At 76.8% G+C, this 22970-nt stretch carries 21 protein-coding genes; 10 read left to right on the top strand and 11 right to left on the bottom strand.

Annotated features, from left to right (window positions below; genetic code table 11):
• Positions 1–38: 38 nt before the first annotated feature.
• Both ACI79E_RS11160 and ACI79E_RS11165 read right to left on the bottom strand, forming a co-directional pair.
• Positions 39–5153 (bottom strand): SpoIIE family protein phosphatase, encoded by a 5115-nt coding sequence (locus ACI79E_RS11160; protein WP_456932607.1) that lies wholly within the window; start codon positions 5151–5153, stop codon positions 39–41.
• Between the two features lie 7 nt (positions 5154–5160).
• Positions 5161–6423 (bottom strand): DUF6986 family protein, encoded by a 1263-nt coding sequence (locus ACI79E_RS11165; RefSeq protein WP_456932608.1) that lies wholly within the window; start codon positions 6421–6423, stop codon positions 5161–5163.
• A gap of 45 nt (positions 6424–6468) precedes the next feature.
• On the opposite strand from ACI79E_RS11165, the gene uraD reads away from it, so the two are divergent.
• From uraD to pucL, 3 genes are read left to right on the top strand one after another with little or no spacing between them, the layout of a single operon-like run.
• A complete protein-coding gene (gene uraD / locus ACI79E_RS11170) occupies positions 6469–6966 on the top strand; it encodes a 2-oxo-4-hydroxy-4-carboxy-5-ureidoimidazoline decarboxylase (RefSeq protein WP_456932609.1) in 498 nt (165 codons plus the stop codon).
• Positions 6963–7280 carry a hydroxyisourate hydrolase gene (gene uraH, locus ACI79E_RS11175; RefSeq protein ID WP_456932610.1) on the top strand — a complete coding sequence of 106 codons (318 nt, stop codon included), beginning with the start codon at positions 6963–6965 and terminating at the stop codon, positions 7278–7280. Before uraD ends, uraH begins: the two co-directional genes overlap by 4 nt.
• Before the next feature lie 37 nt (positions 7281–7317).
• Positions 7318–8208, top strand: a complete 891-nt coding sequence (gene pucL / locus ACI79E_RS11180) for a factor-independent urate hydroxylase (RefSeq protein ID WP_456932611.1) — start codon at positions 7318–7320, stop codon at positions 8206–8208.
• On the opposite strand, the gene ACI79E_RS11185 is transcribed toward pucL, so the two are convergent.
• Genes ACI79E_RS11185 through ACI79E_RS11200 form a run of 4 tightly spaced genes read right to left on the bottom strand, consistent with a single transcriptional unit; the run spans position 8209 to position 12716 of the window.
• Positions 8209–8688, bottom strand: coding sequence for a hypothetical protein (locus ACI79E_RS11185; RefSeq protein ID WP_456932612.1), 480 nt, complete (start codon positions 8686–8688; stop codon positions 8209–8211). It abuts the gene before it with no gap.
• Between the two features lie 24 nt (positions 8689–8712).
• Positions 8713–10332 carry a methyl-accepting chemotaxis protein gene (locus ACI79E_RS11190; RefSeq protein WP_456932613.1) on the bottom strand — a complete coding sequence of 540 codons (1620 nt, stop codon included), beginning with the start codon at positions 10330–10332 and terminating at the stop codon, positions 8713–8715.
• Positions 10333–10366: 34 nt separating this feature from the next.
• Positions 10367–11512: a class I SAM-dependent methyltransferase gene (locus ACI79E_RS11195; protein WP_456932614.1), complete on the bottom strand. Its 1146-nt coding sequence runs from the start codon at positions 11510–11512 to the stop codon at positions 10367–10369.
• Between the two features lie 55 nt (positions 11513–11567).
• Positions 11568–12716 (bottom strand): class I SAM-dependent methyltransferase, encoded by a 1149-nt coding sequence (locus ACI79E_RS11200; protein ID WP_456932615.1) that lies wholly within the window; start codon positions 12714–12716, stop codon positions 11568–11570.
• A 231-nt stretch (positions 12717–12947) separates the two neighbouring features.
• Here ACI79E_RS11200 and ACI79E_RS11205 point away from each other — a divergent pair, with 231 nt between their 5' ends.
• From ACI79E_RS11205 to ACI79E_RS11220, 4 genes are all read left to right on the top strand, one after another.
• A complete protein-coding gene (locus ACI79E_RS11205; RefSeq protein WP_456932616.1) occupies positions 12948–13970 on the top strand; it encodes an NADP-dependent oxidoreductase in 1023 nt (340 codons plus the stop codon).
• A 29-nt stretch (positions 13971–13999) separates the two neighbouring features.
• Positions 14000–14203 carry a hypothetical protein gene (locus ACI79E_RS11210; RefSeq protein WP_456932617.1) on the top strand — a complete coding sequence of 68 codons (204 nt, stop codon included), beginning with the start codon at positions 14000–14002 and terminating at the stop codon, positions 14201–14203.
• Positions 14200–14886, top strand: coding sequence for an alpha/beta fold hydrolase (locus ACI79E_RS11215; protein ID WP_456932618.1), 687 nt, complete (start codon positions 14200–14202; stop codon positions 14884–14886). The genes ACI79E_RS11210 and ACI79E_RS11215 overlap by 4 nt, the downstream gene beginning before the upstream one ends.
• 206 nt (positions 14887–15092) lie before the next feature.
• On the top strand, positions 15093–15596 hold the full coding sequence (locus ACI79E_RS11220) for a hemerythrin domain-containing protein (RefSeq protein ID WP_456932619.1): 504 nt from the start codon (positions 15093–15095) through the stop codon (positions 15594–15596).
• A gap of 45 nt (positions 15597–15641) precedes the next feature.
• Here ACI79E_RS11220 and ACI79E_RS11225 read toward each other — a convergent pair whose 3' ends face one another.
• The 5 genes from ACI79E_RS11225 to ACI79E_RS11245 all read right to left on the bottom strand — a co-directional run bounded on the left by ACI79E_RS11225 (position 15642) and on the right by ACI79E_RS11245 (position 19166).
• Positions 15642–16664, bottom strand: coding sequence for a 1-aminocyclopropane-1-carboxylate deaminase (locus tag ACI79E_RS11225; RefSeq protein WP_456932620.1), 1023 nt, complete (start codon positions 16662–16664; stop codon positions 15642–15644).
• Positions 16648–17307 carry a GntR family transcriptional regulator gene (locus tag ACI79E_RS11230; RefSeq protein ID WP_456932621.1) on the bottom strand — a complete coding sequence of 220 codons (660 nt, stop codon included), beginning with the start codon at positions 17305–17307 and terminating at the stop codon, positions 16648–16650. The genes ACI79E_RS11225 and ACI79E_RS11230 overlap by 17 nt, the downstream gene beginning before the upstream one ends.
• A gap of 58 nt (positions 17308–17365) precedes the next feature.
• A complete protein-coding gene (locus tag ACI79E_RS11235; protein WP_456932622.1) occupies positions 17366–17839 on the bottom strand; it encodes a DoxX family protein in 474 nt (157 codons plus the stop codon).
• Between the two features lie 189 nt (positions 17840–18028).
• Entirely contained in the window at positions 18029–18577 is a 549-nt protein-coding gene (locus tag ACI79E_RS11240) for a GNAT family N-acetyltransferase (protein ID WP_456932623.1), read from the bottom strand.
• 76 nt (positions 18578–18653) lie between these two features.
• Positions 18654–19166 (bottom strand): VOC family protein, encoded by a 513-nt coding sequence (locus tag ACI79E_RS11245; RefSeq protein WP_456932624.1) that lies wholly within the window; start codon positions 19164–19166, stop codon positions 18654–18656.
• Between the two features lie 93 nt (positions 19167–19259).
• Between ACI79E_RS11245 and ACI79E_RS11250 the strand changes: the two genes are divergently transcribed.
• From ACI79E_RS11250 to ACI79E_RS11260, 3 genes are all read left to right on the top strand, one after another.
• Entirely contained in the window at positions 19260–20717 is a 1458-nt protein-coding gene (locus ACI79E_RS11250) for an aminotransferase class I/II-fold pyridoxal phosphate-dependent enzyme (RefSeq protein WP_456932625.1), read from the top strand.
• A 3-nt stretch (positions 20718–20720) separates the two neighbouring features.
• Positions 20721–21437, top strand: a complete 717-nt coding sequence (locus ACI79E_RS11255; RefSeq protein ID WP_456932626.1) for a Mut7-C RNAse domain-containing protein — start codon at positions 20721–20723, stop codon at positions 21435–21437.
• 107 nt (positions 21438–21544) lie between these two features.
• On the top strand, positions 21545–22837 hold the full coding sequence (locus ACI79E_RS11260) for an Nramp family divalent metal transporter (protein ID WP_456932627.1): 1293 nt from the start codon (positions 21545–21547) through the stop codon (positions 22835–22837).
• The last annotated feature ends 133 nt before the right edge of the window (positions 22838–22970 follow it).

Genomic DNA, 22970 nt, shown 5'->3' on the forward strand with positions numbered 1-22970 from the left:
GGCCGGGTCCCCGCTGCCGGGGAGGGCTCGGCGCGTCGTCACGAGGACGGCGGCACGGCTGTTCCGGCGGGCTGTCTCCCCACCCCGGCCAGGTCGAGTATGCGCGCCGGCGCCGTTCCCTCGCGCGTCCGGACGTCGAGCCCGACGCCCGCATCACCCGCACGGGCGAGGGCCTCCAGCACCAGGCCCACCCCCGCGCTGGCCAGGTAGGTGGTGGCTCCCAGGTCCAGGACCGCCGCGGAGCCGGGTGGCAGCCGGTCGAGGCAGCGCAGCAGCTCCACGCGCACCGGCCCGGCGGTGGCGAGGTCGAGCTCGCCCCGCACCTCCAGGCGCACCTCGCCCGGCTCGTCGTGGACCAGCAGCTGCGCGCCACCGCCGCCGTCCTCGGTCGGGGAGGACCGCGGGCGCGAGACGGTCCCGGCCCCGACGCCGGGGGCCAGCCGGAACCGGACGGCGGTGCCTCCGGCGGTGTGGCCGATCTCGACGTCGGAGCCGAGCGCGTGGATGAGCTCCAGGCCCCGCCCCCGGTAGCCCTTGTCCGCGGGCGGTGGTCGCCACGCGCCGGTGTCGCGGACCTCCACCCGGAGGCCGCCGTCGGCGTCCCGGGCCAGCCGGTAGGAGCACTCCCCCGCGCCGTCGCCGGCCGCGTAGGCGTGCTCGACGGCGTTGGCCAGCGCCTCGCCCAGTGCCAGCTGCAGGTCCTCGGCGACCTCCTCGGGCACCCCGGCCGTCGCCGTCCAGGCCGCCACGGCCCGCCGGACGCCCGACAGGCGCGCCGGGTCGGCCGGCAGCCGTGCCTCCAGCGGCGCCGGCAGCACGCGGGCGGCGATCACGGCGACGTCGTCGGGCTGCTCGGTGTCGGCCAGGACGTCGGCCAGCAGCCGGGTGGTCAGTCGCACGGGGTCGGCCGCGGCGTGCCGGGCGGCCGCGGCGCGGACCCGGTCCAGCCCCTCGTCGAGGACCTCACCGCGCCGCTCGACCAGGCCGTCGGTGTAGAGCAGCAGGGTCGCCCCCGGCGGGACCTCCGTGGTGCCCTCGCGGTAGGGCGGACGGCCGGGGGCGCCCAGCACCGCGCCGGAGCCGGCGTCGTCCAGGAACCGGCCGCCGCCCGGGACCAGCAGCAGCGGCGGCAGGTGGCCGGCCCGCGCCCACCGGACGGTCCCGGCGGCGGGGTCGACGACGAGGCAGGCGGCCGTGGAGGCCAGTGCGCCCGGCAGCCGGGCGGCGAAGCGGTCCAGCAGTTCCAGCGCCTCGGCCGGGCCGCAGCCCTGCAGCAGGGCGGTCGACAGCGCGCTGCGCAGCTGGCCCATGACGGCCGCCGCCGCCGGCCCCTGGCCGACGACGTCACCGACGGCGATCGCCACACGGCCGTCGGGGAGCTCGACGACGTCGTACCAGTCGCCGCCGGCCTGGGCGCCCTCCGCGCCGGGCAGGTAGTGCGCCGCCAGCGCCAGCCGGTCCAGCCGCGGCAGCTCCGCCGGCAGGAGGCTCAGCTGCAGCGTCTCGGCGATGCCCCGCTCGGCCCGGAACAGCCGGGCGCGGTCCAGCGCCTGGGCGCACTGCTCGGCGACGGCCAGCAGCATGGCGCGGTCGACCGCGGAGAAGCGCTGCACCGTGGGCCAGGCGACGGCGAGGACGCCCACCACCCGGCCGGCGACGACCAGCGGGATGCCGACGTTCGCCGCCAGCCCGAAGGCCTGCAGCGACTCGGCCAGCTCGGGAGCCAGCGCGCGTCCGTGCGCCGGCAGGCCGGCGACGTCCTCGACCCAGATGGAGCGGCGCTCGGTGACCGCGTTCGTGGCCACCAGCGGGGCCGACAGCGGCAGGCTGCTCCACCGGCGCCGGCCCTCCTCGCTGCCGCCGCTGATGGCCAGCGCCGACAGCCCGCGGTGGGAACCGTCCAGCTCGTAGACGGCGACCCGGCTGTCGGGGCCGGTGAGGGCGCGCAGGTGGCCGGCGGCCGCCGTGGCGACCTCGACCGGCGTGGTCGCCGCCGACAGCTCCGCGGTGGCCCGGTGCAGCAGCGCCAGCCGGTGGGCCGCGGCGCGCTCGTCGGCGAGCAGCATGGCGTTGTCCACGGCGAGGGCGGCGCGGGCGGCGACCTCCTCGAGCAGGGCCCGGTCGTCCTCGGTGTAGGGCGGCGCGTCGCCCCGCCGGCCCAGGGCGAGGACGGCGAGCACGCGGCCGCGCACGGTGAGCGGGAGCGCGAGCACCGAGGCGACCGCGAGCGGCGGCGCGACCGCCGGGTGGTCCTCGCCGAGGTCGGTCGCCCCCGCCAGGGTGGCGTGCACGACCGGGCGGCCGCGCCGGACCACCTCCGGGCCCACCCCGACGTCGGGGTCCAGATCGGCCAGCGCGGCCTCGGTCGTGGCGTCCATGCCGGCGATGCCGGCCCAGCGGAGCCGGCCGTCGTCCCGCACCAGCCGCACGGTGCACAGGTCGGCCAGCCGGCTGCCGACGACCAGCCGGGCGAGCGCGGCGACCCGCCCGTCCACCGTGGTCTCCCGGTCCATCGTGGCCCCGACCTCGGCCAGCAGCGTCTGCCGCTCGGTCTCCCGGATCCGCGCGTTGACGTCGGTGCAGCTCCCGACGTACCCGGCGGGGGCGTCGTCCGTGCCCAACGGCACCGCGCGCTCCAGCAGCCAGTGGTAGGCGCCGTCGGCCCGCCGCAGCCGGAACTCGACCTCCCAGCCCTCCCGGCGCACGCCGGCGTCGGCGACCGCGGCGGCGTACCGGTCGCGGTCCTCCGGGTGCAGCCGGTCGGCCCAGCCCTCCCCGAGCTCCTCCCGCTCCGGCCGGCCGGTGAACTGCGTCCAGCCGCGGTTGACGAACGTCCGCCGGCCCGCGGCGTCGGCCACCCAGATCAGGGCCGGGGCGAGGTCGGCCATCGCGGTGAACCGCTCCTCGGCGGCCCGGCGGGCCTGGCCCAGGTGCAGGTGGGCGTCGACGCGGGCGACCAGCTCCTGGGCGGAGAACGGCTTGACCAGGTAGTCGTCGGCGCCGGCGGCCAGCCCCTCGACCGCGGCCTCCTCACCGGCCCGCGCGGACAGCAGCACCACCGGCACCCGCGCCGTCCGGGGGTCGGCGCGGAGGGCGGCGAGCAGCTCGACGCCGTCGAGCCCCGGCATCATCACGTCGCTGACGACGAGGTCCGGCGGGTCGGCGAGGGCCGCCTCCAGCGCCTGCCGGCCGTCGGCGACGGCGCGGACGGCGTAGCGGGGGGCCAGCAGCCGCACCACGTAGGCGCGCATGTCGGCGTTGTCGTCGGCGACCAGCACGCGGCCGGCGGCGTCGCCGGGCGGCCCGGGGACCTCCGGCGCCCCCGCGCCGTCGCCGTCGGGCACCCAGCGCAGGGCCTCGGTGAGGAACGGCGCCGCGGCCGGCGACACCCCGGGGGCCTCGGGCGCCGGGTCGGCCAGCCGGTCGGCGGGCAGGTGCGCGGTGCCGAGGGGCACCGTGACCGTGAAGGTCGTCCCGACGCCCGGGGTGCTCTCGACGTCGACGCTGCCGCCGTGCAGCGCCACCAGCTCGCGGACCATGGCCAGGCCGATGCCGCTGCCCTCACCGGAGCGGCCACGGGCGTCGGTGACGCGGTGGAAGCGCTCGAAGAGGCGGGGCAGCTCCTCGGGCGGGATGCCGGTGCCGGTGTCGGCCACGGTCAGCCGCACCGCTGCGCCGTCGCGCCGGACCCGCACGGTGATGCCGCCGGTGAAGGTGAACTTCAGCGCGTTGGAGAGCAGGTTGAGGACGACCTTCTCCCACATGTCCCGGTCGACGTGCACCGGTTCGCGCACCGGCGGGCAGTCGACGGTGAAGGCCAGTCCGGCGCGGGTCACTGCCGAGCGGAAGACGCTGGCCAGCTCGGCGGTCGTGACGGCGAGGTCGACCGGCTCGAACCGGGCGTCGATGCGCCCGGCCTGGATGCGGGAGAAGTCCAGCAGGGTGTTGACCAGCTTGCCCAGCCGCAGCGCGTTGCGCTCGATGACCTCCAGCTCCTCGCGGATCCGGGGGTCGGCCTGGGCCGTGGGGTTGCCCCGCAGCTCGGCGACCGGCCCGGCGATGAGCGTCAGCGGGGTGCGGAACTCGTGGCTGACGTTGCTGAAGAAGTCGGTCTTGGCGCGGTCGAGCTCGGCCAGCGCCTCCGCGCGGTTGCGCTCGGCCTCGTAGCTGCCGGCGTTGAGCAGGCCGGAGGCGATCTGGTTGCCGACGAGCTCGATGAACCCGCGGTAGCGGTCGTCGTAGCGGCGGTGCGGGTTGAGCCCGGCGACGAGGAAGCCCGAGACCGGCCCGGCGTCGCTCGCGGAGGAGGCGATCGGGACGGCGACCGCCTGCGTCGGCGGCCGCTGCCAGGCCCCGGTGGGCAGGCCGGGGAAGCGCCGGTCGACGTCCTCCACCAGCACGTGCTCACCGGCCAGGACCCGCTCCAGCGGCCAGACGTCGTCCCCCGGCGCGATGACCTCCGGGGCCGCGGCCGAGCCCGCGTCGATCCCGGAGGCGCAGCCGAGCCGGGCCGTGCCGGTCGCGTCGAACAGGTAGGTGAGGCTGAACGGCAGGTCGGCGGGGTCGCGGCCCAGCTGCTCGCAGGCGGCGGCGAGGACGTCGTCGCGGGTGCGGCTGGTCGCGATGGCCGCGGCGAGGTCCCGGAGGGCGGCCATGCGTCGCTCGCCGACCACCCGCTCGGTGTTCTCGGTGACCACGCAGAGCATGCCCTCGGCGCCACCGTCGCCGGAGCCGAGCGGGCTGTAGGAGAAGGTGTGGTACGTCTCCTCCGGGTACCCGCTGCGCTCCAGGAAGAGCAGCAGGTCCTCGTCCCAGGTGGCGACGGCGGTGTCGAGCACCGACCGGACGCGCGGGCCGATGTCGTGCCAGATCTCCGACCAGACCTCCGACGCCGGGCGGCCCAGGGCCCACGGGTGCTTGCCCTGCAGGGTGTCATGCTTGTAGGCGTCGTTGTAGAAGAAGGTGAGCTCCGGGCCCCACGCCGCCCACATCGGGAACCGGGACGTCAGCAGCACCCGGACGACGTTGCGCAGCTCCGGGGGCCAGGTGTCGGGCGGGCCGAGCGGGGTCTGCGTCCAGTCGCGCTCGGCCATCGCGCGGCCGACCTCGCCCCCGCCGGCGAACAGCGACCAGCCCCGTTCGTGCTCGGTCACCCTGCGCTCACGAGGGGATGGTAGGTGGCGGGAGAGCGCCGCCGCCGCCACGGGGGAGGGCGGCGGAGCGCCCGGCGAGCCGGTCCAGCACGTCCCGTCCGGCCCCGGTGCCGGCCCGCACCTCCTCGGCGTCGAGCGCGCCGCAGTCCAGTCCGCGCAGCAGCACCGTGGCCAGCGCCCGGGCGGTCGCCGGCTCGTCGAGGACACCGCCGCCGGCGCGGTCCAGGTAGGCGCGCAGCCGGGCCGCGGCGTCCGGGAGGGCGGCCCGGGCGGAGGCGTAGGTGGCGACGTACCGGGTGACCAGCTGGGCGGGGTGCAGGTCCCACCCCTGCGCCAGGCCGCGCTCCAGCGCCCGTCGCACCAGCCCGGCGTGCCGCCGCCAGGCCGCGTGCACCTGCTCCCGGGAGCCGACCGGCAGCACGTTGCTGGAGCCGTCGACGGCGCGGGCGCCGGTGCCGGCGACGGCCACCTGCACCACGTGCTCCGCGAAGTCCGCCACCGGGTGGTCGGAGGCCTGGGCGGCCGCCGGGACACCCAGGGCCGCGGTGTAGTCGTAGGTGCCGAAGTGCAGCCCGGTCAGCCGGGGCCCGGCCGCGTGCACCAGCACGGCGGCGGTCACCGCGCCGTCGGCGCCGACCACCGCCTGCGGGGTCTCGACCTGCAGCTCGAGGTCCAGCGCGACGCCGTGCGCGGCCTCCAGCGCGTCGAGCACCGGCAGGAACGCGCGCACCTGCTCGGCGCCGGTGACCTTGGGGAGGGTGACGGTCGCCCGGACGGCCACGCCCGCCAGGCCCGCGAGGAAGAGGTCGAGGCTGCGGACGCCGCGGCGCCGGGTGGCCTCCTCCAGGGACCCCGCCCGGATGCCCACCGACCGCGGCCCGCTGCCGGCGGCCAGGTCGGCGGCCACCGCGGCCGCCGCCCGCCGCACGTCGTCGTCCTCCGCCTCGGGGCCGCCGTGGTAGCCGTCCTCGGCGTCCACCCGGAGGTCCTCGACCGGCTCGGCGGACAGCTTGGCCCGCACCCGCGGCAGCACCTGCGTCACGAGGGCGGGGTCCAGGCCCAGGTCGGGGAGGCCGTGCTCGTCGAGGGCGGCGAGGGCCGCCGTCCCCCACGCCGCGGCGAGGCCGGGCCGCACCGCGTCGGCCGGCACGTAGCAGGTGTGCACGGGCTGCCGGCCGGCGCGCTCGCCGGGGTAGGCGGCCCGCCGGGCGGCGTCGACCGGTGCCAGCCGGCGGTCCAGCTCCGCGTAGACCGCGTCGTCCAGCCCCATCGGGCGACCCTGCCACGGCCGCGCCGGCGCTGGCATCCTCGGCACATGGGAGCCCTGGAGGCCTTCAACACCGAGACCGCCGACCGTGCCGTCCAGCAGCTGCGGGCCTGCAACGCCGCGCCGCGGTTCGCCGCCGAGGTGGTCGCCGGCCGCCCCTACCCGGACGCCGACGCCCTGGTGGCCCGGGCCGAGCAGGTGGTCCGCGGCCTGCCGTGGGAGGAGGTGCAGCTGGCGATGACGGTGCACCCGCGGATCGGCGAGCGGCCGGAGGGCGCATCCCCCGAGGCGGCGGCCTCCCGCCGCGAGCAGGAGGCGCTGGGCGGGGCGGACGCCGACACGCGAGCCGCCCTCGCCGAGGGCAACCGCCGCTACGAGGAGCGCTTCGGCCACGTCTTCCTCATCCGGGCCGCGGGCCGGTCACCGGAGGAGGTGCTCGCCGAGCTGCACCGCCGGCTCGGCGCCGACGAGGCGGCCGAGCGGGCCGAGGCCACCGAGCAGCTGGCGCAGATCACCGGGCTGCGGATGCGGGAGCTCCTGGGGTGAGCGTCTCCACGCACGTGCTGGACTCGGTGCGCGGCCGGCCCGCCGCGGGCATCGCCGTGCGGCTGTACGCCGACGCGGAGCTGGTCGCCGAGGGCGTCACCGACGCCGACGGCCGCTGCCGGCTCGTGGAGGGGGCCACCGGGGCCGGCACCCACCGGCTGGTGTTCGCCACCGGCCCGTGGTTCACCGGGCAGGGGCGGGAGACCTTCTACCCGGAGGTCGTCCTCTCCTTCGACGTCCGGGAGCCCGCCGAGCGCCACCACGTGCCCCTGCTGCTGGCCCCGTTCGCCTACTCCACCTACCGCGGCAGCTGAGCGCCCGCCCGCGACGTTCCACGTGCAACAGTCGCGCATGGCGATCCGGCTCGGGCCGAACCAGTACGGCAAGGCGGAGGTCCGGGTGGTCGCCGTCGACCGCAGCCGCCCGCGGCACACCCTGGCCGACCTCACCGTCAGCACCAGCCTGCGCGGCGACTTCACCGCCGCGCACACGGCCGGCGACAACGCCCACGTGCTGCCGACCGACACCCAGAAGAACACCGTCCTCGCCTTCGCCCGCGACGGCGTCGGCGCGATCGAGTCCTTCGGCCTGCGGCTGGCCCGCCACCTCGCCGGCGCGTACCCGTGGATCACCGGCGCCCGGGTGGTGGTCGACTCCGCCGGCTGGGCTCCGATCCCCGTCGGCGGCCGGCCGCACGAGCACGCCTTCCGCCGCGACGGCGCGGAGGTCCGGACGGCGGTGGTGACCGTGGACGGGGACGCCGTGCACGTGCTCGCCGGCCTGACCGACCTCGTCGTCCTCAAGACCACCGGCTCGGAGTTCTCCGGCTTCCCGCGGGACCGCTACACGACGCTGGCCGAGACCCGGGACCGGATCCTGGCCACCGCCGTCACCGCCCGCTGGCGCTACACCACCCTCGACCCGGACTTCGACGCCGTGTTCTCCGGCGTGCGCACCGTCCTGCTGGAGACCTTCGCCGCCACGCACTCCCTCGCGCTGCAGCAGACGCTGTACGCGATGGGCGAGGCGGTGCTGCAGCGGTTCCCCGACGTCGCCGAGGTGCGGATGTCGATGCCGAACCGGCACCACGTCCTGGCCGACCTCTCGGCGTTCGGGCTGGACAACCCCGACGTGGTCTACCGCGCCGAGGACCGCCCCTACGGGCTCATCGAGGGCACCGTGCTGCGCGACGACGTCCCGCCCGCCGAGGCCGCCTGGCCGGGGACGCCGGGCCCGGGCTGACTACGTCCCCGTGACGCCCACCCCGCCGAAGAGCACGCCGGCGTGGATGCGCAGGTCCGCGCCGCGCTCGTCGTCGGTGCGCTCGACGCCGGCACCGCGGTCGGGACCGACCCCGCCGACGCCGCGGGAGGCCCACCACACCCGCCAGCCGGCCGGGACCCGCACCGACACCCCGCCCATGAGGACGCGCACGGTGAGGTCGATGCCGCCGGGCACCCGCTCCAGCGCCGTGAGGTCGAGGTCGCCGCCGCCCATGACCACGTCCAGCCGCACCCGTGTGAGCTCGGGGTTGACCGGCCGCAGCTGCACGCCACCGACCGCGACCACCCGCCGGATGCCGGCGGTGCTCTCGTCACCCTCGTCCTTGCGGCGGGCCACCAGCCGGCCGGTCAGGGCGACCACCCCCTGCAGGGCCCACCAGGCCAGCAGCCAGGGCAGGACCCTGCGGACGGCGGGGGGCAGCGCGCGCGGCGTGGTCATGGGCCCAGCCTGCCGTGGCCCGGCTCAGTAGCGGAAGCGGCCCACCGCCGAGCTGAGCGTCGCCGCCATGCGGGCGACCTCGTCCATCGCCGTCCGGGCGTCGGTCATCGCGCGGGTCGTCGCCCCGGCCGCCCCGGCGACGGCGGTGATGTTCTCCGCGATCCGGCCGGCCGAGACCGCCGCCTCGGCGACGTTGCGGTTCATCTCCGTGGTGGTCGCCGTCTGCTCCTCGACGGCGGCGGCGATGGTGCCCTGCGAGTCGTTGATCAGCCCGATGATCCGGCCGATCTCCCCGATGGCCCGCACCGCCCCGCCGGTGTCGGCCTGGATCGCCTCGACCCGCGCGGTGATGGTCTGCGTGGCCTTGGCGGTCTCCTGGGCGAGCTCCTTGACCTCGTTCGCGACCACGGCGAAGCCCTTGCCCGCCTCCCCGGCGCGGGCCGCCTCGATGGTCGCGTTGAGCGCCAGGAGGTTGGTCTGCTCGGCGATCGCGGTGATGACCTGCACCACGCCGGCGATCTCCCGCGAGGACTCCCCCAGCTTGGCGACGGTCGCCGTCGTGCCGTCGGCGACGGTGACCGCCTGGCCGGCCACCCGGGCCACCTCCCCGGCGTTGCGCGCGATCTCGCCGATCGAGGCGCCCATCTCCTCCGAGCCCGCGGCCACGGTCTGCACGTTGCGCGACACCTGCCCGGCCGCGTCGGCGACCACCTCGCTCTGCACCGCCGACTCGTCGGCCAGCCGGGTCATGTCCTGCGCGGTCACGGCGAGCTCCTCGGTCGCCGAGGCCAGCGTCGTCGTGGTGTCGCCGATGGTGGTCACCACGCCGCGCAGGTGGTCCAGCGAGGTCTCGAGGGCCGCGGCCATCCGGCCGACCTCGTCGCGGCTGCGGACGCCGGTGACGCCGCGCAGGTCCCCCTCGGCCAGCCCGGCCAGGACCGCACCCACCCGGCGCAGCGGCCCGACGACCGACCGCGTCACGACCCAGCCCAGCCCGGCCAGGACCAGCACCCCGCCGACGGCGACCAGCACCGACAGCGTGATCGCCGTCCCCCGCTGCTCGGCGCTGGCCCCGGCGGCGGCCGCGGCGGCCTCGTCGACGGCGGCACCGACGGCGGGCAGCTCGTCCTCGAGGGCGGCGAACGACGCGGCGAAGGACGGGTAGGCCGCGCGGGCGGCGGCCGGGTCGACGGCGGCGAGGGGGACGATCCGGCCGGCAGCGGCGAGGTAGGCCTCGACCTCCGGGGTGACCTCGGCCACGGCCGCGGCGACCCCGGCGTCCAGGCCGGCGCCGGCCACCGCGGCGAGGACCTCGCGCAGGGTGGCGTCGTGCGTGGCGAGGTCGGCCGCCGCCGTCCCGCCGGCCGGGCCGTCGAGCAGCGCCTGCAGCACGTCGCCCCGGACGGCGTCGTGCATCATGTCCGCCTCCAGGGCGGCCGCGGTGGCGCGGGTGGTCACCAGCAGCTCGTCGGTGCGCGCCCCGGTCTCCCGCAGGGCCTGCACGGTCAGGACGGCGAAGACCGACAGGGCGACGGCCCCGGCGGCGACGAGGGCGGAGAGCTTGACGCCCAGGGGACGGTCCGACCAGAGGTTGCGCGCCATGGGGCACTCCTGCGTCGCGGCGATCGGCGCGGAGGTGCGCACCGTTGGCTCCTCGATCGGCACGTCGGTGGAGCGACTACAGCGGAACTCCTTCGATGTTCATGGACTTCGTCGTTCCGGAATGTGGCGGGGCTTCCCCGACCAGCCGGTAGAAGCGGAAGAAGTCGTTGTCGATCGGCAGGACGTCGATCCCCGCGAAGCCCGCCTCCCGGGCGTACCGCTCCAGCGTGGCCGGCCGCATGACCGTGCCGGTGCCCGCCGACGGCCGCGTGGCGAGCCCGTCGGGCAGGCAGCAGGTCAGGCTGTAGCCGTACATCAGCCGCTCGGTCTCGTCGCCGGGCGCGGTGAACCGCTCGGCCACCCGCTCGTCGACGACGAGCACGGTGCCGTCGGGCCCGGCCATGCGCCGCATGGCGCCGAGGACGGCGACGGGGTCGGGCATGTCGTGGACGCACTCGAACGCCGTCACCAGGTCGTAGCCGCCCTGCTCCCCCGCGCTCGCGGCGTCCCCGGCGGTGAACCGCACGCGGTCGGCCACCCCCGCCTGCTCGGCGTTGCGCCGGGCCTGCGCGACGGAGGGCTCGTCGATGTCGAAGCCGTCCACCCGGGCCCGCGGGTACGCCCGTGCGATCCCGATCGCCGACCAGCCCATGCCGCAGCCGACGTCGGCCACCCGGCCCCCGGCCTGGAGCGCGGCGTCGACGCCGGGCACCCGCGGGAGGTCCTCGGTCGCCATCGGCCCGAGGAAGTACGGGCGGTTGGCGTCCCCCTGCGCCTCCCGGGCGTCGGGGCCCATCTCCGCCCAGCTCAGCCCCCCTCCGGTGCGGTACACCTCGAGCAGGCGGGGCACGTTGCGCGACGCCGCCAACGCCAGGCGGGCGAACGGGGGCGTGTAGGAGAGGTCCAGCTCGTCGACCAGCACGCCGCGGTACTCGGCGGGGAACGTGTACCGGCGCCGGTCGGGCTCGGCCGCGGCGTCGTCCACGGTGAGGATGCCGGCCACCGCTTGGTGCTCGAGCCACTCCCGGGCGTAGCGGGGCGCGGTGCCGGTGCGCTCGGCGAGCTCGGGGACCGTGGCCGGGGCGTCGCTCAGCGCGCGGTACCAGCCCAGCTCGACGCCCAGGTGGACGGCGGCGAGGTCGAGGGTGGCGGCCACCCCGGCGAGGAGGCGCTCGGCGAGCGCGGCGGCGGTGCCCGCGGGCGGGGTCTCGGTCGTCGTCATGCCCCCGCACCGTGGCCCGCACCGCGGGGCCCGGCCAGTGCCCTGTGGCCCTGCTTCAGCGCCGGGTGGAGACGGTGACGGTGAAGCGGCGGTCGGACGCCGCGACCCGCGTGGGCCCGACCAGCCGGCGCAGCGCCGCCCGGTGCGGCAGCTGGTTGTTGTAGACCGTCCACAACTCCCCGCCCGGGCGCAGCACCCGGCCGGCCGCGGCGAACAGCCGGTCGGCGGCGGCGGTCACGACGGCCGCGCCCACGTGGAACGGCGGGTTGCACACGACCAGGTCGACGCTCGCCCCGGCGACGGTGGCGGCCGCGTCGTCCCGGGTCACCCGCACGCGGTCGGCCACGCCGTTGGCCTCCGCCGTGGCGCGCGCGGAGGCGACCGCGGCCGCGGACTGGTCGCTGGCGGTGACGGCGATCCCGGGGCGGGCCAGGGCCAGGGCGGTGGCGAGCACCCCGGTGCCGCAGCCGAGGTCCAGGGCGGTCCCGGCGTCCGGGGCGGCGCGGTCCAGCGTGGCCAGCAGCGCCCGCGTCCCGACGTCGACCCGCGTGCCGGCGAACGCCGCCCCGTGCGCGCAGACGGTGAGGCCGAGGTCGGCGTGCACCTGGCGGCGCGGGAAGGACGGCCGGACGCCGTCCCGCGGCCCGCGCGCCACCAGCACCCGGGACTTCTGCCGGGCCAGCGTGGCCGACACGTCGGTGAAGGAGGCCCGCAGGACGTCGTTCATCGCGCGGGTCATGTGCTTGACCCGGCCGCCGACGAGGACGGTGACCCCCGGATCGGCCCCGGCCGCGAGCTCGGCGATCTCCCGCAGCGCGTCCAGCGACCGGGGCGCCTTGACCAGGACCACCCGGGCGCCGGTGAACAGCTCCGGCCCGAGCGGCAGGCTGCGGTGGGCGCCGGTCAGGCCGGTTCGCTCGGCGTTGCGGGCCAGCGCCAGCTCGCCGACCAGCAGGTCCTGGGCGACCCGGACGTCGCGGGCACCAGCGGCCACCGCGCCCAGGGTGAGCGCGCCGTAGCTGTCGTCGACGACGGCGAGGTCACCGGGGCCGGCCGCGGCGAGCGCCGGGGCCGCCTCGTCGAGCAGCAGCCGGTCGGTCGCGTCGACGGCGACCAGGTCCGGCGCCTCGACGTCCGGCTCCCGCCGCAGCTGCGCGAACAGGTCCACCACGTCGGTCACGGGGTCGGGCACGCCGTCGGGCACGCCACCCCCTCCCGTCGAGATCCCGTGATCTCGCATGTCCACGGTCCCGGAACCGTACGAGATGCGGTGATCTCGACGGGGAGGAGGGGATGCAGCGGGGGCAGACGCCGGGCCCTGGCCGGGGAGGACAGCAGGCCCGTCGACCGGGGGCCGGTCGTGCACCACCGATCGGCGGGGAGGCGGCCGCGGGAGCAGGATCGGGCGGAGGACGACGACAGCGCAGGAGGGCCCGTGAGCACGACGACCCGGGAGTGGCACCTGGCGGCCCGGCCGCACGGTGAGCCGACGCCGGAGGACTTCCGGCTGGTCGAGGTGCCGGTGCCCGAGCCGGCCGAGGGGCAGGTCGTCGTCCGGGTGGTCGCGATGTCGGTGGACCCCTACATGCGCGGGCGGATGCGGCCGGGGCCGTCCTACGCCCCGCCGTGGGAGGTCGGCGAGGTGATGAAGGGCGGCGCCGTGGGCCGGGTGGTCGCCTCGCGCGCGCCCGACCTGCCCGAGGGGGCGCTGGTGCTCACCGACGCCGCCTGGCGCGAGGTCGCCGTCCTCGACGCCGCCGCGGTGAGCCGGCTGCCCTCGCTCACCGACGTCCCACCGTCGTGGTTCCTCGGCGTCCTCGGGATGCCGGGGCTCACCGCGTACACCGGGCTGTTCCGGGTGGCCGGGTTCCGCGCGGGCGACGACGTGTTCGTGTCGGGCGCGGCCGGGGCCGTCGGCAGCCTGGTCGGGCAGTTCGCCCGGCTGCGCGGCGCGGGGTCGGTCGTGGGCAGCGCCGGCAGCCCGGAGAAGGTCGCCTGGCTCACCGGCGAGCTGGGGTTCAGCGCCGCCTTCGACTACCACGAGGGGCCCGTCGCGGAGCTGCTGCGCGCCGCCGCGCCCGACGGCGTCGACGTCTTCTTCGACAACGTCGGGGGTGAGCACCTGGAGGCGGCGATCGGCGCGCTGCGGGTGCACGGGCGGGCCGCGCTGTGCGGGTCGATCTCCGGCTACAACGCGGTGGAGCCGCCGCCCGGCCCCCGGAACATGTCGCTGATGGTGGGCAGGCGGCTCACCCTGCGCGGCTTCCTCGTCGGGGACCACACCGACCTGCGGGAGGAGTTCACCGACACGGTCGCTGGCTGGCTGCGCGCCGGTGACCTCGTCGTCCGGGAGACCGAGTACCAGGGCATCGAGAACGCGGTGCCGGCCTTCCTCGACCTCCTGCGCGGGGGCAACACCGGGAAGATGGTGGTCCGGCTGGCCCCCGACCCCGACTGAGCGGGCACCGTCCGGGGCAGTCTGGGGGCATGTGGCTGTTCCTGACCCGCCGTCTCCGCACGTGGCTGGTGCTCACCGTCGTCGTCCCGCTCGCCACCGGCCTGCTCCGCCGGATCGGCCGGTCGCTGGAGCGCCGGACCGGGCCGACGGCGCTGACCCGGGGCCTGCTCCGCACCGGGGACCTCGGCGACCGGGCCCGCGCCGCCCTGCGCGGCGGGCGCCGTCGCCGGTGACCGCGGGCGACGTCCCGGCCCTGGAGCACGTCCCGGCGTCCGGCCCGGTGCGGGCGCTGGCGGTCTTCTGCCACGGCGGCACGGTCGCCAGCGTGGAGCCGCCGCGCGAGCGGGCGCTGTCCCTGCTGCGCATGCGGGCGATCGAGCAGTTCGTCCGCGCCGCGGGCGCCGACCGCGGGCTGGGCACCTACCTCCTGCGGTACCGGGTGGCCGGGTGGAACGGCCCGGCGGCCGACGCCTACGCCGACCTGCGGTGGACGCTGGACGAGGTCAGGGGGCGCCACGGCGACGTCCCCGTGGTGCTGGTGGGCCACTCGATGGGCGGCCGGGCGGTGCTGCGCGCCGGCGGGGACGACTCCGTGCGCGCCGTCTGCGCGCTGGCCCCGTGGACCCCGCCCGGGGAGCCGGTGGAGCACCTGCGCGACCGCACGGTGGCGGTGCTGCACGGCCGGGGCGACCGCTGGGTGCCCGCCGCGCTCTCGGCCGACTTCGCCGTCCGGGCGTCGCAGGCCGGCGCCCGCATCGCGCGGTTCACCATCGCCGGGGGGCACAGCATGGTGCGGCGGGCGCCGGTGTGGCACGCGTTCGTCCGGGACGTCGTCCTGGCCGGCGCCGGCCTCGCCCCGTGGCGGGCCGACCTGAGCGAGGCGCTGGACCGCCAGGAGCTCGCCGTCCCGCTGTGAGCGGCTCCGTGCGCCCGGGGCGTTGCCGCGCCGGGCGGGCCGTCGCTACCCTGCCGCCCGTGACTGCCGGGTCGGCCTCGCGCCGCGCACGGATCGGGGTCCCGGCAGACGGCTGAGCGCCGGGCGGGCCCGCGGCCCGCCTGCCGTCCTGTCCCCGCCCCCGGCGGCGACCGCCGCCGGGAGACCCCTCTCCTGGACAGGACCCCATGCCGACGACCTCCTCCGAGCACGCCCCCGACCGTTCCCGCGCCGCCGCGCTCGGGGCGGAACTGACCCGCGTCCACGACGACCTGCGCGCGCAGCTGCGGCGCCTGCAGGCCGCGGCGGACCCCCGCGCCGCGCCGGACCCCCGCGCCGCGCCGGACGCCCGGCGTCCGCTGACGGTGCACTGCCTCGCGTTCTGCGCGGCCCTCACCCGACACCACACCGGCGAGGACGCCGGCGCCTTCCCCGCCCTGGCCGAGCGGTTCCCCGAGCTGCGGCCGGTGCTGGCGAAGATGGCCGAGGACCACGCGATGATCTCCGGCATCGTGCTGCGCGTGGAGCAGATCGCCGGCGAGCTGGCCGCCGGCGGCGACGGCCCGCGGCTGACCGGGGAGCTCGACGGTCTCGCCGCGATCCTGGAGTCGCACTTCTCGTTCGAGGAGCGCCGCATCCGCGACGCGCTCGACGCCCTCGACGGCTCGGCGGCCGACCTGCTCGGCGCGTGAGTGGAGGCCGAGGGGCGAGGACCCCTCGCCCCTCGGCCTCCGGTGTCAGGAGAACAGCGCGCTGTAGCCGTTGAGCGCGGGCTGCCCGCCGAGGTGGGCGTAGAGCACGGTGGACGACGGGTCGATCTCGCGCCGACCGACGAGGTCGACCAGCGCGGCCATCGACTTCCCCTCGTAGACCGGGTCGGTGACCATGCCCTCGGTGCGCGCGGCCAGCTCCATCGCGCGGATCGTCGTCTCGTCGGGGATGCCGTAGACCCCGGCGTGGTAGCGCTCGTCGAGCTCGACGTCGTCCAGGGTCAGCTCGCGGCGCAGGCCGATCAGCTGCCCGGTGCGCTGGGCGATGCGCAGCACCTGGTCGCGGGTCTCGGCCGGCTTGGCGCTGGCGTCGACGCCGAGCACCCGCCGCGGCCGGGCGCCGTCCTCCTCCAGCTTCGCGAACCCCGCGACCATGCCGGCCTGCGTCGAGCCGGTGACCGAGCAGACGACGACGGTGTCGAAGAAGACGCCGAGCTCGGCCTCCTGGGCGGCGACCTCCTCCGCCCAGCCGGCGAAGCCGAGCCCGCCCAGCGGGTGGTCCGACGCCCCGGCCGGGATGGCATAGGGCTTGCCGCCGCGCGCCTCGATCTCGGCGAGCGCGGCCTCCCAGCTCTCCTTGAACCCGATGCCGAACCCGGCCTTGACCAGCCGGACGTCGGCCCCGGCCAGCCGGCTGATCAGGATGTTGCCGACCTTGTCGTAGACCGCGTCGGGCCAGTCGACCCAGCTCTCCTGGACGAGCACGCACCTCAGGCCCACCCGCGCGGCGACCGCGGCCACCTGCCGGGTGTGGTTGCTCTGGACGCCGCCGATGGAGACCAGCGTGTCGCAGCCCTGCGCCAGCGCGTCGGCGACGAGGTACTCCAGCTTGCGGGTCTTGTTGCCGCCGAAGGCGATGCCGGAGTTCACGTCCTCCCGCTTGGCCCAGATCGCGGCGCCGCCGAGGTGCCCGGTCAGCCGGTCCAGCCGGTGCACCGGCGAGGGGCCGAAGAGCAGCGGGTGGCGGGGGTGGTCAGCGAGGCTGGTCATCGGTCTCCTCCAGTTCGGACAGCAGCGCCGTCCAGATCTCGGTCGTCGTGGCGACGGCGGCGTCGACGTCGGCCGCCGCGCAGGCGGCGATCAGGCGGTCGTGCAGGCCGACGGACTCCCGGCCGTGCGCGGTGGCGAAGCGCCGGCGCTCCAGCCGGCGGACGGCGGGGGTGAGGCGGGCGACGGTGGCGGTGAGCGCACCGTTCCCGCAGCGGGCGAGCAGGACGTCGTGCAGGTCGTCGTCCGCGGCGAGGGCGGCGTCGGCGTCCCCCGCGGCGAGCGCGGCGGCGAACCGCTCGTTGGCCGCCCGCATGGCGGCGAGGTCCTCCGCGGTGGTGAGCGGCACCGCCTCCCGGGCGGCCAGCTCGTGCATCGCCCGGACGACGACCGCGGCGTCGCGCACCTCCCGCACCCGCAGCGGGGTGACCCGGGTGTGGCTCTGCGGCTTGGCCTCGACCAGGCCCTCGTCGGCGAGGCGGGCCAGCGCCGCCCGCACGGGGGCGACCGACAGGCCCAGTCGCGTGGCCAGCTCGGCGTCCTTGACCACCGCGCCGGGCTCGAGGTCGCCGGAGACGATCGCCGCCCGGATGCGGGTCAGGGCGAGGTCCCGCAGCAGGACCCGGCCGACGGGAGCGAGGGACACAACTGACATCTCAGATGTCAGCGGCCGTCCCGTCAAGCCCGACCGCTCGCCGCGTGCGTCAGCGGGCGGCGCGCGGCCGACGGAGGCGACGGAGGACGAGGTGGTCCACCCCGAACCGGCCGGAGCCGGTCACGGCGAGGACGAGGCTCAGCAGGCCGAGGGCGATGACCAGCTCGGGGCCGTTGTGGTCCATGGCGAACAGCCCGCTGGTGTGCACGAACACCCAGGCGCCCACCATGTTCAGCGCCATCAGCACCCCGACGAGCGGGACCGCGGCCCCGACGATCACCGCGATCCCGCCGACCAGCTCGAAGAGCACGTTGGCCGGGCCGGTGAGGGAGCCCAGGGGGACGCCGGCCTGCTCGAACATCGCCCCGACCCCGGCCAGGCTGCCGCCGAAGTCGTACTCGAGCTTCGCGTGCGCCAGCATCAGGACGCCGAGGCCGACCCGGGCGACGAGCAGGACGACGTCGCGGGTGACCAGGGCGAGGGTGCGGTCCGGTGCCTGCGCGGTGCGGGCGGTGGTGGTCATGGTCGTACTCCTCCGCGGAGGGCGGGTGGCGGGGAGGGACGGGCCGGGTCCCGACGGTCGACCGGTGCTGTCCCGGGTCGGCCGGAGTGCGCTCACCAGTACGACCCCGCCGCGGCCCCGGACTCATCGGCAGCGGGCGCGCCGACGTCGCGTCGACCGTCCGCGGCGGGTCGGTGCGGGACCGGACGGTCAGCCCAGGTCGGGGGCCGGGTCGTCGGAGAGCCGCCCCCACAGCAGCTCGTCGTACTTGACGCCGTCGCCGTAGCGGTAGGAGCGGCGCAGCCGGCCCTCGACCGTGAACCCGGCCTTCTCCGCGACCCGCCCCGAGGCCGGGTTGGCCACGGCGTGGCACAGCTCCACCCGGTCGACGCCCAGGTCGGCGAACGCCCAGCGGCAGGCGGCGTCCACCGCCCGCGGGGCCACCCCGCGACCGCGGGCGGCGGGCACCGTCCAGTACCCGACCGAGGCGCCGGCCTGCGCCCGGTCGATCGAGTGCAGCGACACCGACCCGAGCAGGGTGCCGGCGCCGGCGTCGACCACGGCCCACGCGGCGTGGTCACCGGCGGACCAGTCGGCCCGCCGGAGCAGGAACGCCACGGCGTCCTCGCGGGTGGTGGCGGGGACGGCGTTCCACCGGCGCAGCAGCGCGTCCTGCATCGCGGCCAGGACGTCGTCGGCGTCGTCGGCACGCCAGGACCGCAGGCGCAGCGCGCCGGCGCTCAGCTCGACCGGTTCCACGGGGGGAGATCCTGACACCCGGCCCCCTGCGGGATCCCGCCGCGGGCGTGCGGGCGGTGGGGGCAGGGACCTCCCGTCAGGCGGGGACCGAGACCCCGACGCCGCCGCGCGTGTGGGCGCCGTAGCGGGCGATCTCGCGGTCGAGGTCCAGCGGCGAGGTCGTCGCCGCCCCCTCCATCAGCTCGGGGGTGATGGCCTCGGCCGGCAGCAGCCAGGAGACCTCGAACTCCAGCCCGTCGGGGTCGTGCGCGTAGAGCGCCTTGGTGGTCACGTGGTCGGACATGCCGACCAGCGCGCCGGCCTGCAGCAGCGCGTCGCGGATGCGGGCCAGCTCGGCGAGGGTGTCGACCTCCCAGGCCAGGTGGTAGAGCCCGACGGTGCGCCGGCCGGCCTCGGAGGCCCCGGCGCCCGCGCCGATCTGGAACAGCCCGAGGTCGTGGTCGTTCGACGACCCCTCCGCCTGCAGGAAGACCGCCGCACCGGGGATCTCCATCTTCGCCCGGAAACCGAGCACGTCCCGGTAGAAGGCGTGGCTGCGGGCGACGTCGCGGACGTAGAGGACGGCGTGGTTGAGGCGCTGGACCGGCATGACGGTGCTCCCTTGGACGACTGCGCGTCAGTCTGCCCCTGTTTGGTTGATTGTTCAAGTATCTGTCCGGCCCGTCCGGGTAGGGGTGGGCCCATGGACCACTCACGCGTGCCCGTCCTCGAGGCCCTCCAGGAGTTCCGCCGCCGAGGCGACGTCGTCTTCGGCCCGCCCGGTCACAAGCAGGGCCGCGGCGCGGACCCGCGGGTGGTCGAGGTCGTCGGCGAGGGCGTGTTCGCCTCCGACGTCCTCTCGCTCAACGGTCTGGACGACCGCCGGGAGTCCCAGGGCGTCACCAGCCAGGCCGAGGACCTCATGGCCGACGCCGTCGACGCCGACAGGGCCTTCTTCTCCACCTGCGGCAGCTCGCTGTCGGTGAAGAGCGCCATGATCTCCGTCGCCGGTCCCGGTGAGGAGCTGCTGGTCAGCCGCAACGCGCACAAGTCCGTGGTCGCGGGCCTGATCATCAGCGGCATCCGCCCGGTCTGGGTGCACCCGCACCTCGACGCCGACCGGCACCTGGCCCACCCGCCGGAGCCCGAGGACGTCCGCCGCGCCCTGGCGGCCCACCCCGGCGCGAAGGGCATGCTGCTGATCACCCCGACCGACTGGGGCACCTGCGCCGACATCGCCGGCGTCGCGGAGGCCTGCCACGAGCGGGACCTCCCGCTGATCGTCGACGAGGCGTGGGGCGCGCACCTCCCGTTCCACCCCGACCTGCCGGCCTGGGGCATGGACGCCGGCGCCGACGTCGTCGTCACCAGCGTGCACAAGATGGGTGCGGCGATCGAGCAGAGCTCGGTGTTCCACCTCAAGGGCTCGCGCGTGGACCCGGAGGTGCTCGAGCAGCGGGAGGACCTGCTGGGCACCACGAGCTCCTCGTCGCTGGTCTACCTCACCCTCGACGGGTGGCGGCGGCACATGGTCGAGCAGGGCGAGCAGCTGCTGGGGACGGCGATCGAGCGGGCCGGGCGGATCCGGGCGGAGCTGGCCGCGCTGCCCGGCCTGGCGGTCATGGGCCGGGAGGTGATCGGCACCGGCGGCGCCTTCGACGTCGACCCGCTGGCGATCACCGTCGACGTCCGGGGTCTGGGCATCACCGGCTTCCAGGCCGGTGACTGGCTGCGCGCCGCCTGCCACGTGGACGTCGGGTCGGCGGACACCCTGCGGATCAACGTCCGCATCACCCACGCCGACGACGACGAGACGGAGAAGGCGCTGCTGGACGCGATGCGGGCCCTGGTGGAGGGTGCCGCGTCGATGGAGCGCCCGCCGCGGGTGGACCTCCCCTCGCCGCAGGGCCTCGAGCTGGAGCAGGTCATGACGCCCCGGGAGGCGTTCTTCGCCCGCGTGGAACAGGTGCCCGCGGCCCAGGCGGTCGGGCGGGTGGCCGCCGAGCTGGTCAGCCCCTACCCGCCGGGCGTGCCGGTGCTGGCGCCCGGCGAGCGGATCACCCAGGAGGCCGTCGACTACCTGACCAGCGGCGTGCAGGCGGGGATGCTGGTCCCGGACGCCGCGGACCCGTCGATGGAGACCCTCCGCGTCGTCGCGTGAGTCGTGGCCGTCGTCGTCCGGGTGCCGCCGGAGCTGGCCTTCCTCCTCCGCCCGCGGGACCGCCCGTCCCGCGAGCGGCGGCTGGCCTTCGACCCCGACGCCACGCTCGGGCACGTGCTGCGGGCCGCCGGCGTCCCGCCGACGGAGGTGGGCGGGGTGCGGCTGGACGGCGTCCCCGCCGGCCCGGAGGCCCGCGTGCACCGGGACGGCGTGGTCGACGTCGTCCCCCTGCCCCGGCCCCAGCCCGCACCGCCGGGCGGCTTCCTCCTCGACGTCGGGCTGGGGGCGCTGGCCCGGCGGCTGCGGCTGCTCGGGGTCGACGCGGCCTGGTCCAACGACGCCGACGACCCGGAGCTGGTCGAGCGCGCGAACGCCGAGGAGCGCGCCCTGCTCACCCAGGACCGCGGGCTGCTCATGCGCCAGGCCCTGGTCCGGGGCGCGCTGGTGCGCGGCAGCCGGCCCGACGACCAGCTGGCCGACGTCCTCGACCGGTTCGCCCCCCTGCTGGCCCCGCTGACCCGCTGCACCGCCTGCGGCGCGCCGCTGGCGCCGGTGGCCAAGGCGGCGGTCGCCGACCGCCTGCCGCCGGGCACCCGCCGCAGCTACGACGCGTTCTCCCGCTGCCCGGCGTGCGACCGGGTCTACTGGCACGGCGCGCACGCCCGCCGGATCGGGGCGCTCGTCGCCGCGGCGGAGCGGCGGGACCACGGCACCGCGTAGGACAGCCTCACCTCGGCCCCCGGGGGCCACACGTTGGCCCCGGCGTGTCAGCGGGCGCGGGCACAGCGAGGAGTGCCCATCCACCGTCGCACCGCTGCGAGGCCGCCGTGTACCTGTCGAAGACCGAGGCCGCAGTCCTCCCGACCACCCTGGTCGGCTCGCCCGAACGGAGGCCGGCACCGGGCAGCCGCCGCCGGATCTGGCCCCTGCTGGGGCCGGCGTTCGTGGCCGCGGTGGCCTACGTGGACCCGGGCAACTTCGCGACCAACTTCTCCGGCGGCGCCTCCTTCGGCTACACGCTGCTGTGGGTCATCGTCGCGGCGAACCTCATGGCGATGCTCATCCAGTCGCTGACCGCCAAGCTCGGGCTGGCGACCGGGCGCGACCTGGCCACCCTGTGCCGGGAGAACCTGCCCCGCCCGGTCACCAAGGGGCTGTGGGTGCAGGCCGAGGCGGTGGCCATCGCCACCGACCTGGCCGAGATCGTCGGCGGCGCGGTGGCGCTGAACCTGCTGTTCGGGGTGCCGCTGCCGATCGGCGGGGTCATCACCGCCGTGGTCGCGTTCGTGCTGCTGGCCGCGCAGTCCCGCGGGCACCGGCCCTTCGAGCGGGTCATCGCCGGGCTGCTGCTGGTCATCGGCCTGGGCTTCGGTTACACGCTGGTCAGCTCCGGCGTCGACGCCGGCGGGGTCGCCTCGGGCATGGTGCCGTCGTTCTCCGGGTCGGAGAGCCTGCTGCTGGCCACCGGCATCCTGGGCGCCACGGTCATGCCGCACGTCATCTACGTGCACTCCGCGCTCACCCCGGGCCGCTACGGCGACGTCGTCACCGCCGGGCGCACCGAGAGCGGCCGGCGCCGGCTGCTCAAGGCCCAGCGGATCGACGTCCTGGTGGCCATGGGCCTGGCCGGGCTGGTCAACGCCGCGATGCTGGTCATCGCCGCGCAGCTGTTCACCGCCGACGACGGCATCGAGTCGCTGGAGAGCGTGCACGCCGGGCTCGGCGACCAGCTGGGCACCGGGGCGGCGCTGGCCTTCGCCGTCGCGCTGCTGGCGTCGGGGTTCGCCTCCTCCTCGGTCGGCACCCACGCCGGGCAGGTGGTCATGGCGGGGTTCCTGCGCCGCCACATCCCGGTGCTGGCCCGCCGGCTGATCACCCTGGCCCCGGCGCTGGCGGTGCTCGTGCTGGGCGGGGACCCGACGACCGCGCTGGTCTGGTCGCAGGTCGTGCTCTCCTTCGGCATCCCCTTCGCCCTCGTCCCGCTGCTGTGGCTGACCTCCCGCCGCTCGGTCATGGGCAACTGGGTGAACCGGCCGGTCACCACGATCGCCGGCGCGGTCGTGGCCGCGCTGATCATCGGCCTCAACGGGCACCTGCTCCTGGGCTTCGTCCTCGGCTGAGGCGGCCCCTCCCCCTCTGGCGAGATCCCGCGATCTCGCACGTCCCGGAGCCCCGGGGCGTGCGAGATCGCGGGATCTCGCCGTCGTGGGGGCCGCGCCGGAGCCGGCGGGGGAGCGGCCGGACGGCGGCACC

The organism is Geodermatophilus sp. SYSU D00079, from assembly GCF_054050635.1.

Coding starts and splice junctions, on each gene's coding strand:
- ACI79E_RS11165 (WP_456932608.1), bottom strand. CDS start 6,423: ATGGGGCTGGACGACGCGGTCTACGCGGAGCTGGACCGCCGGCTGGCA.
- ACI79E_RS11210 (WP_456932617.1), top strand. CDS start 14,000: ATGTGGCTGTTCCTGACCCGCCGTCTCCGCACGTGGCTGGTGCTCACC.
- pucL (WP_456932611.1), top strand. CDS start 7,318: ATGGCGATCCGGCTCGGGCCGAACCAGTACGGCAAGGCGGAGGTCCGG.
- uraD (WP_456932609.1), top strand. CDS start 6,469: ATGGGAGCCCTGGAGGCCTTCAACACCGAGACCGCCGACCGTGCCGTC.
- ACI79E_RS11220 (WP_456932619.1), top strand. CDS start 15,093: ATGCCGACGACCTCCTCCGAGCACGCCCCCGACCGTTCCCGCGCCGCC.
- ACI79E_RS11185 (WP_456932612.1), bottom strand. CDS start 8,688: ATGACCACGCCGCGCGCGCTGCCCCCCGCCGTCCGCAGGGTCCTGCCC.
- ACI79E_RS11250 (WP_456932625.1), top strand. CDS start 19,260: ATGGACCACTCACGCGTGCCCGTCCTCGAGGCCCTCCAGGAGTTCCGC.
- ACI79E_RS11245 (WP_456932624.1), bottom strand. CDS start 19,166: ATGCCGGTCCAGCGCCTCAACCACGCCGTCCTCTACGTCCGCGACGTC.
- ACI79E_RS11225 (WP_456932620.1), bottom strand. CDS start 16,664: ATGACCAGCCTCGCTGACCACCCCCGCCACCCGCTGCTCTTCGGCCCC.
- ACI79E_RS11235 (WP_456932622.1), bottom strand. CDS start 17,839: ATGACCACCACCGCCCGCACCGCGCAGGCACCGGACCGCACCCTCGCC.
- ACI79E_RS11195 (WP_456932614.1), bottom strand. CDS start 11,512: ATGACGACGACCGAGACCCCGCCCGCGGGCACCGCCGCCGCGCTCGCC.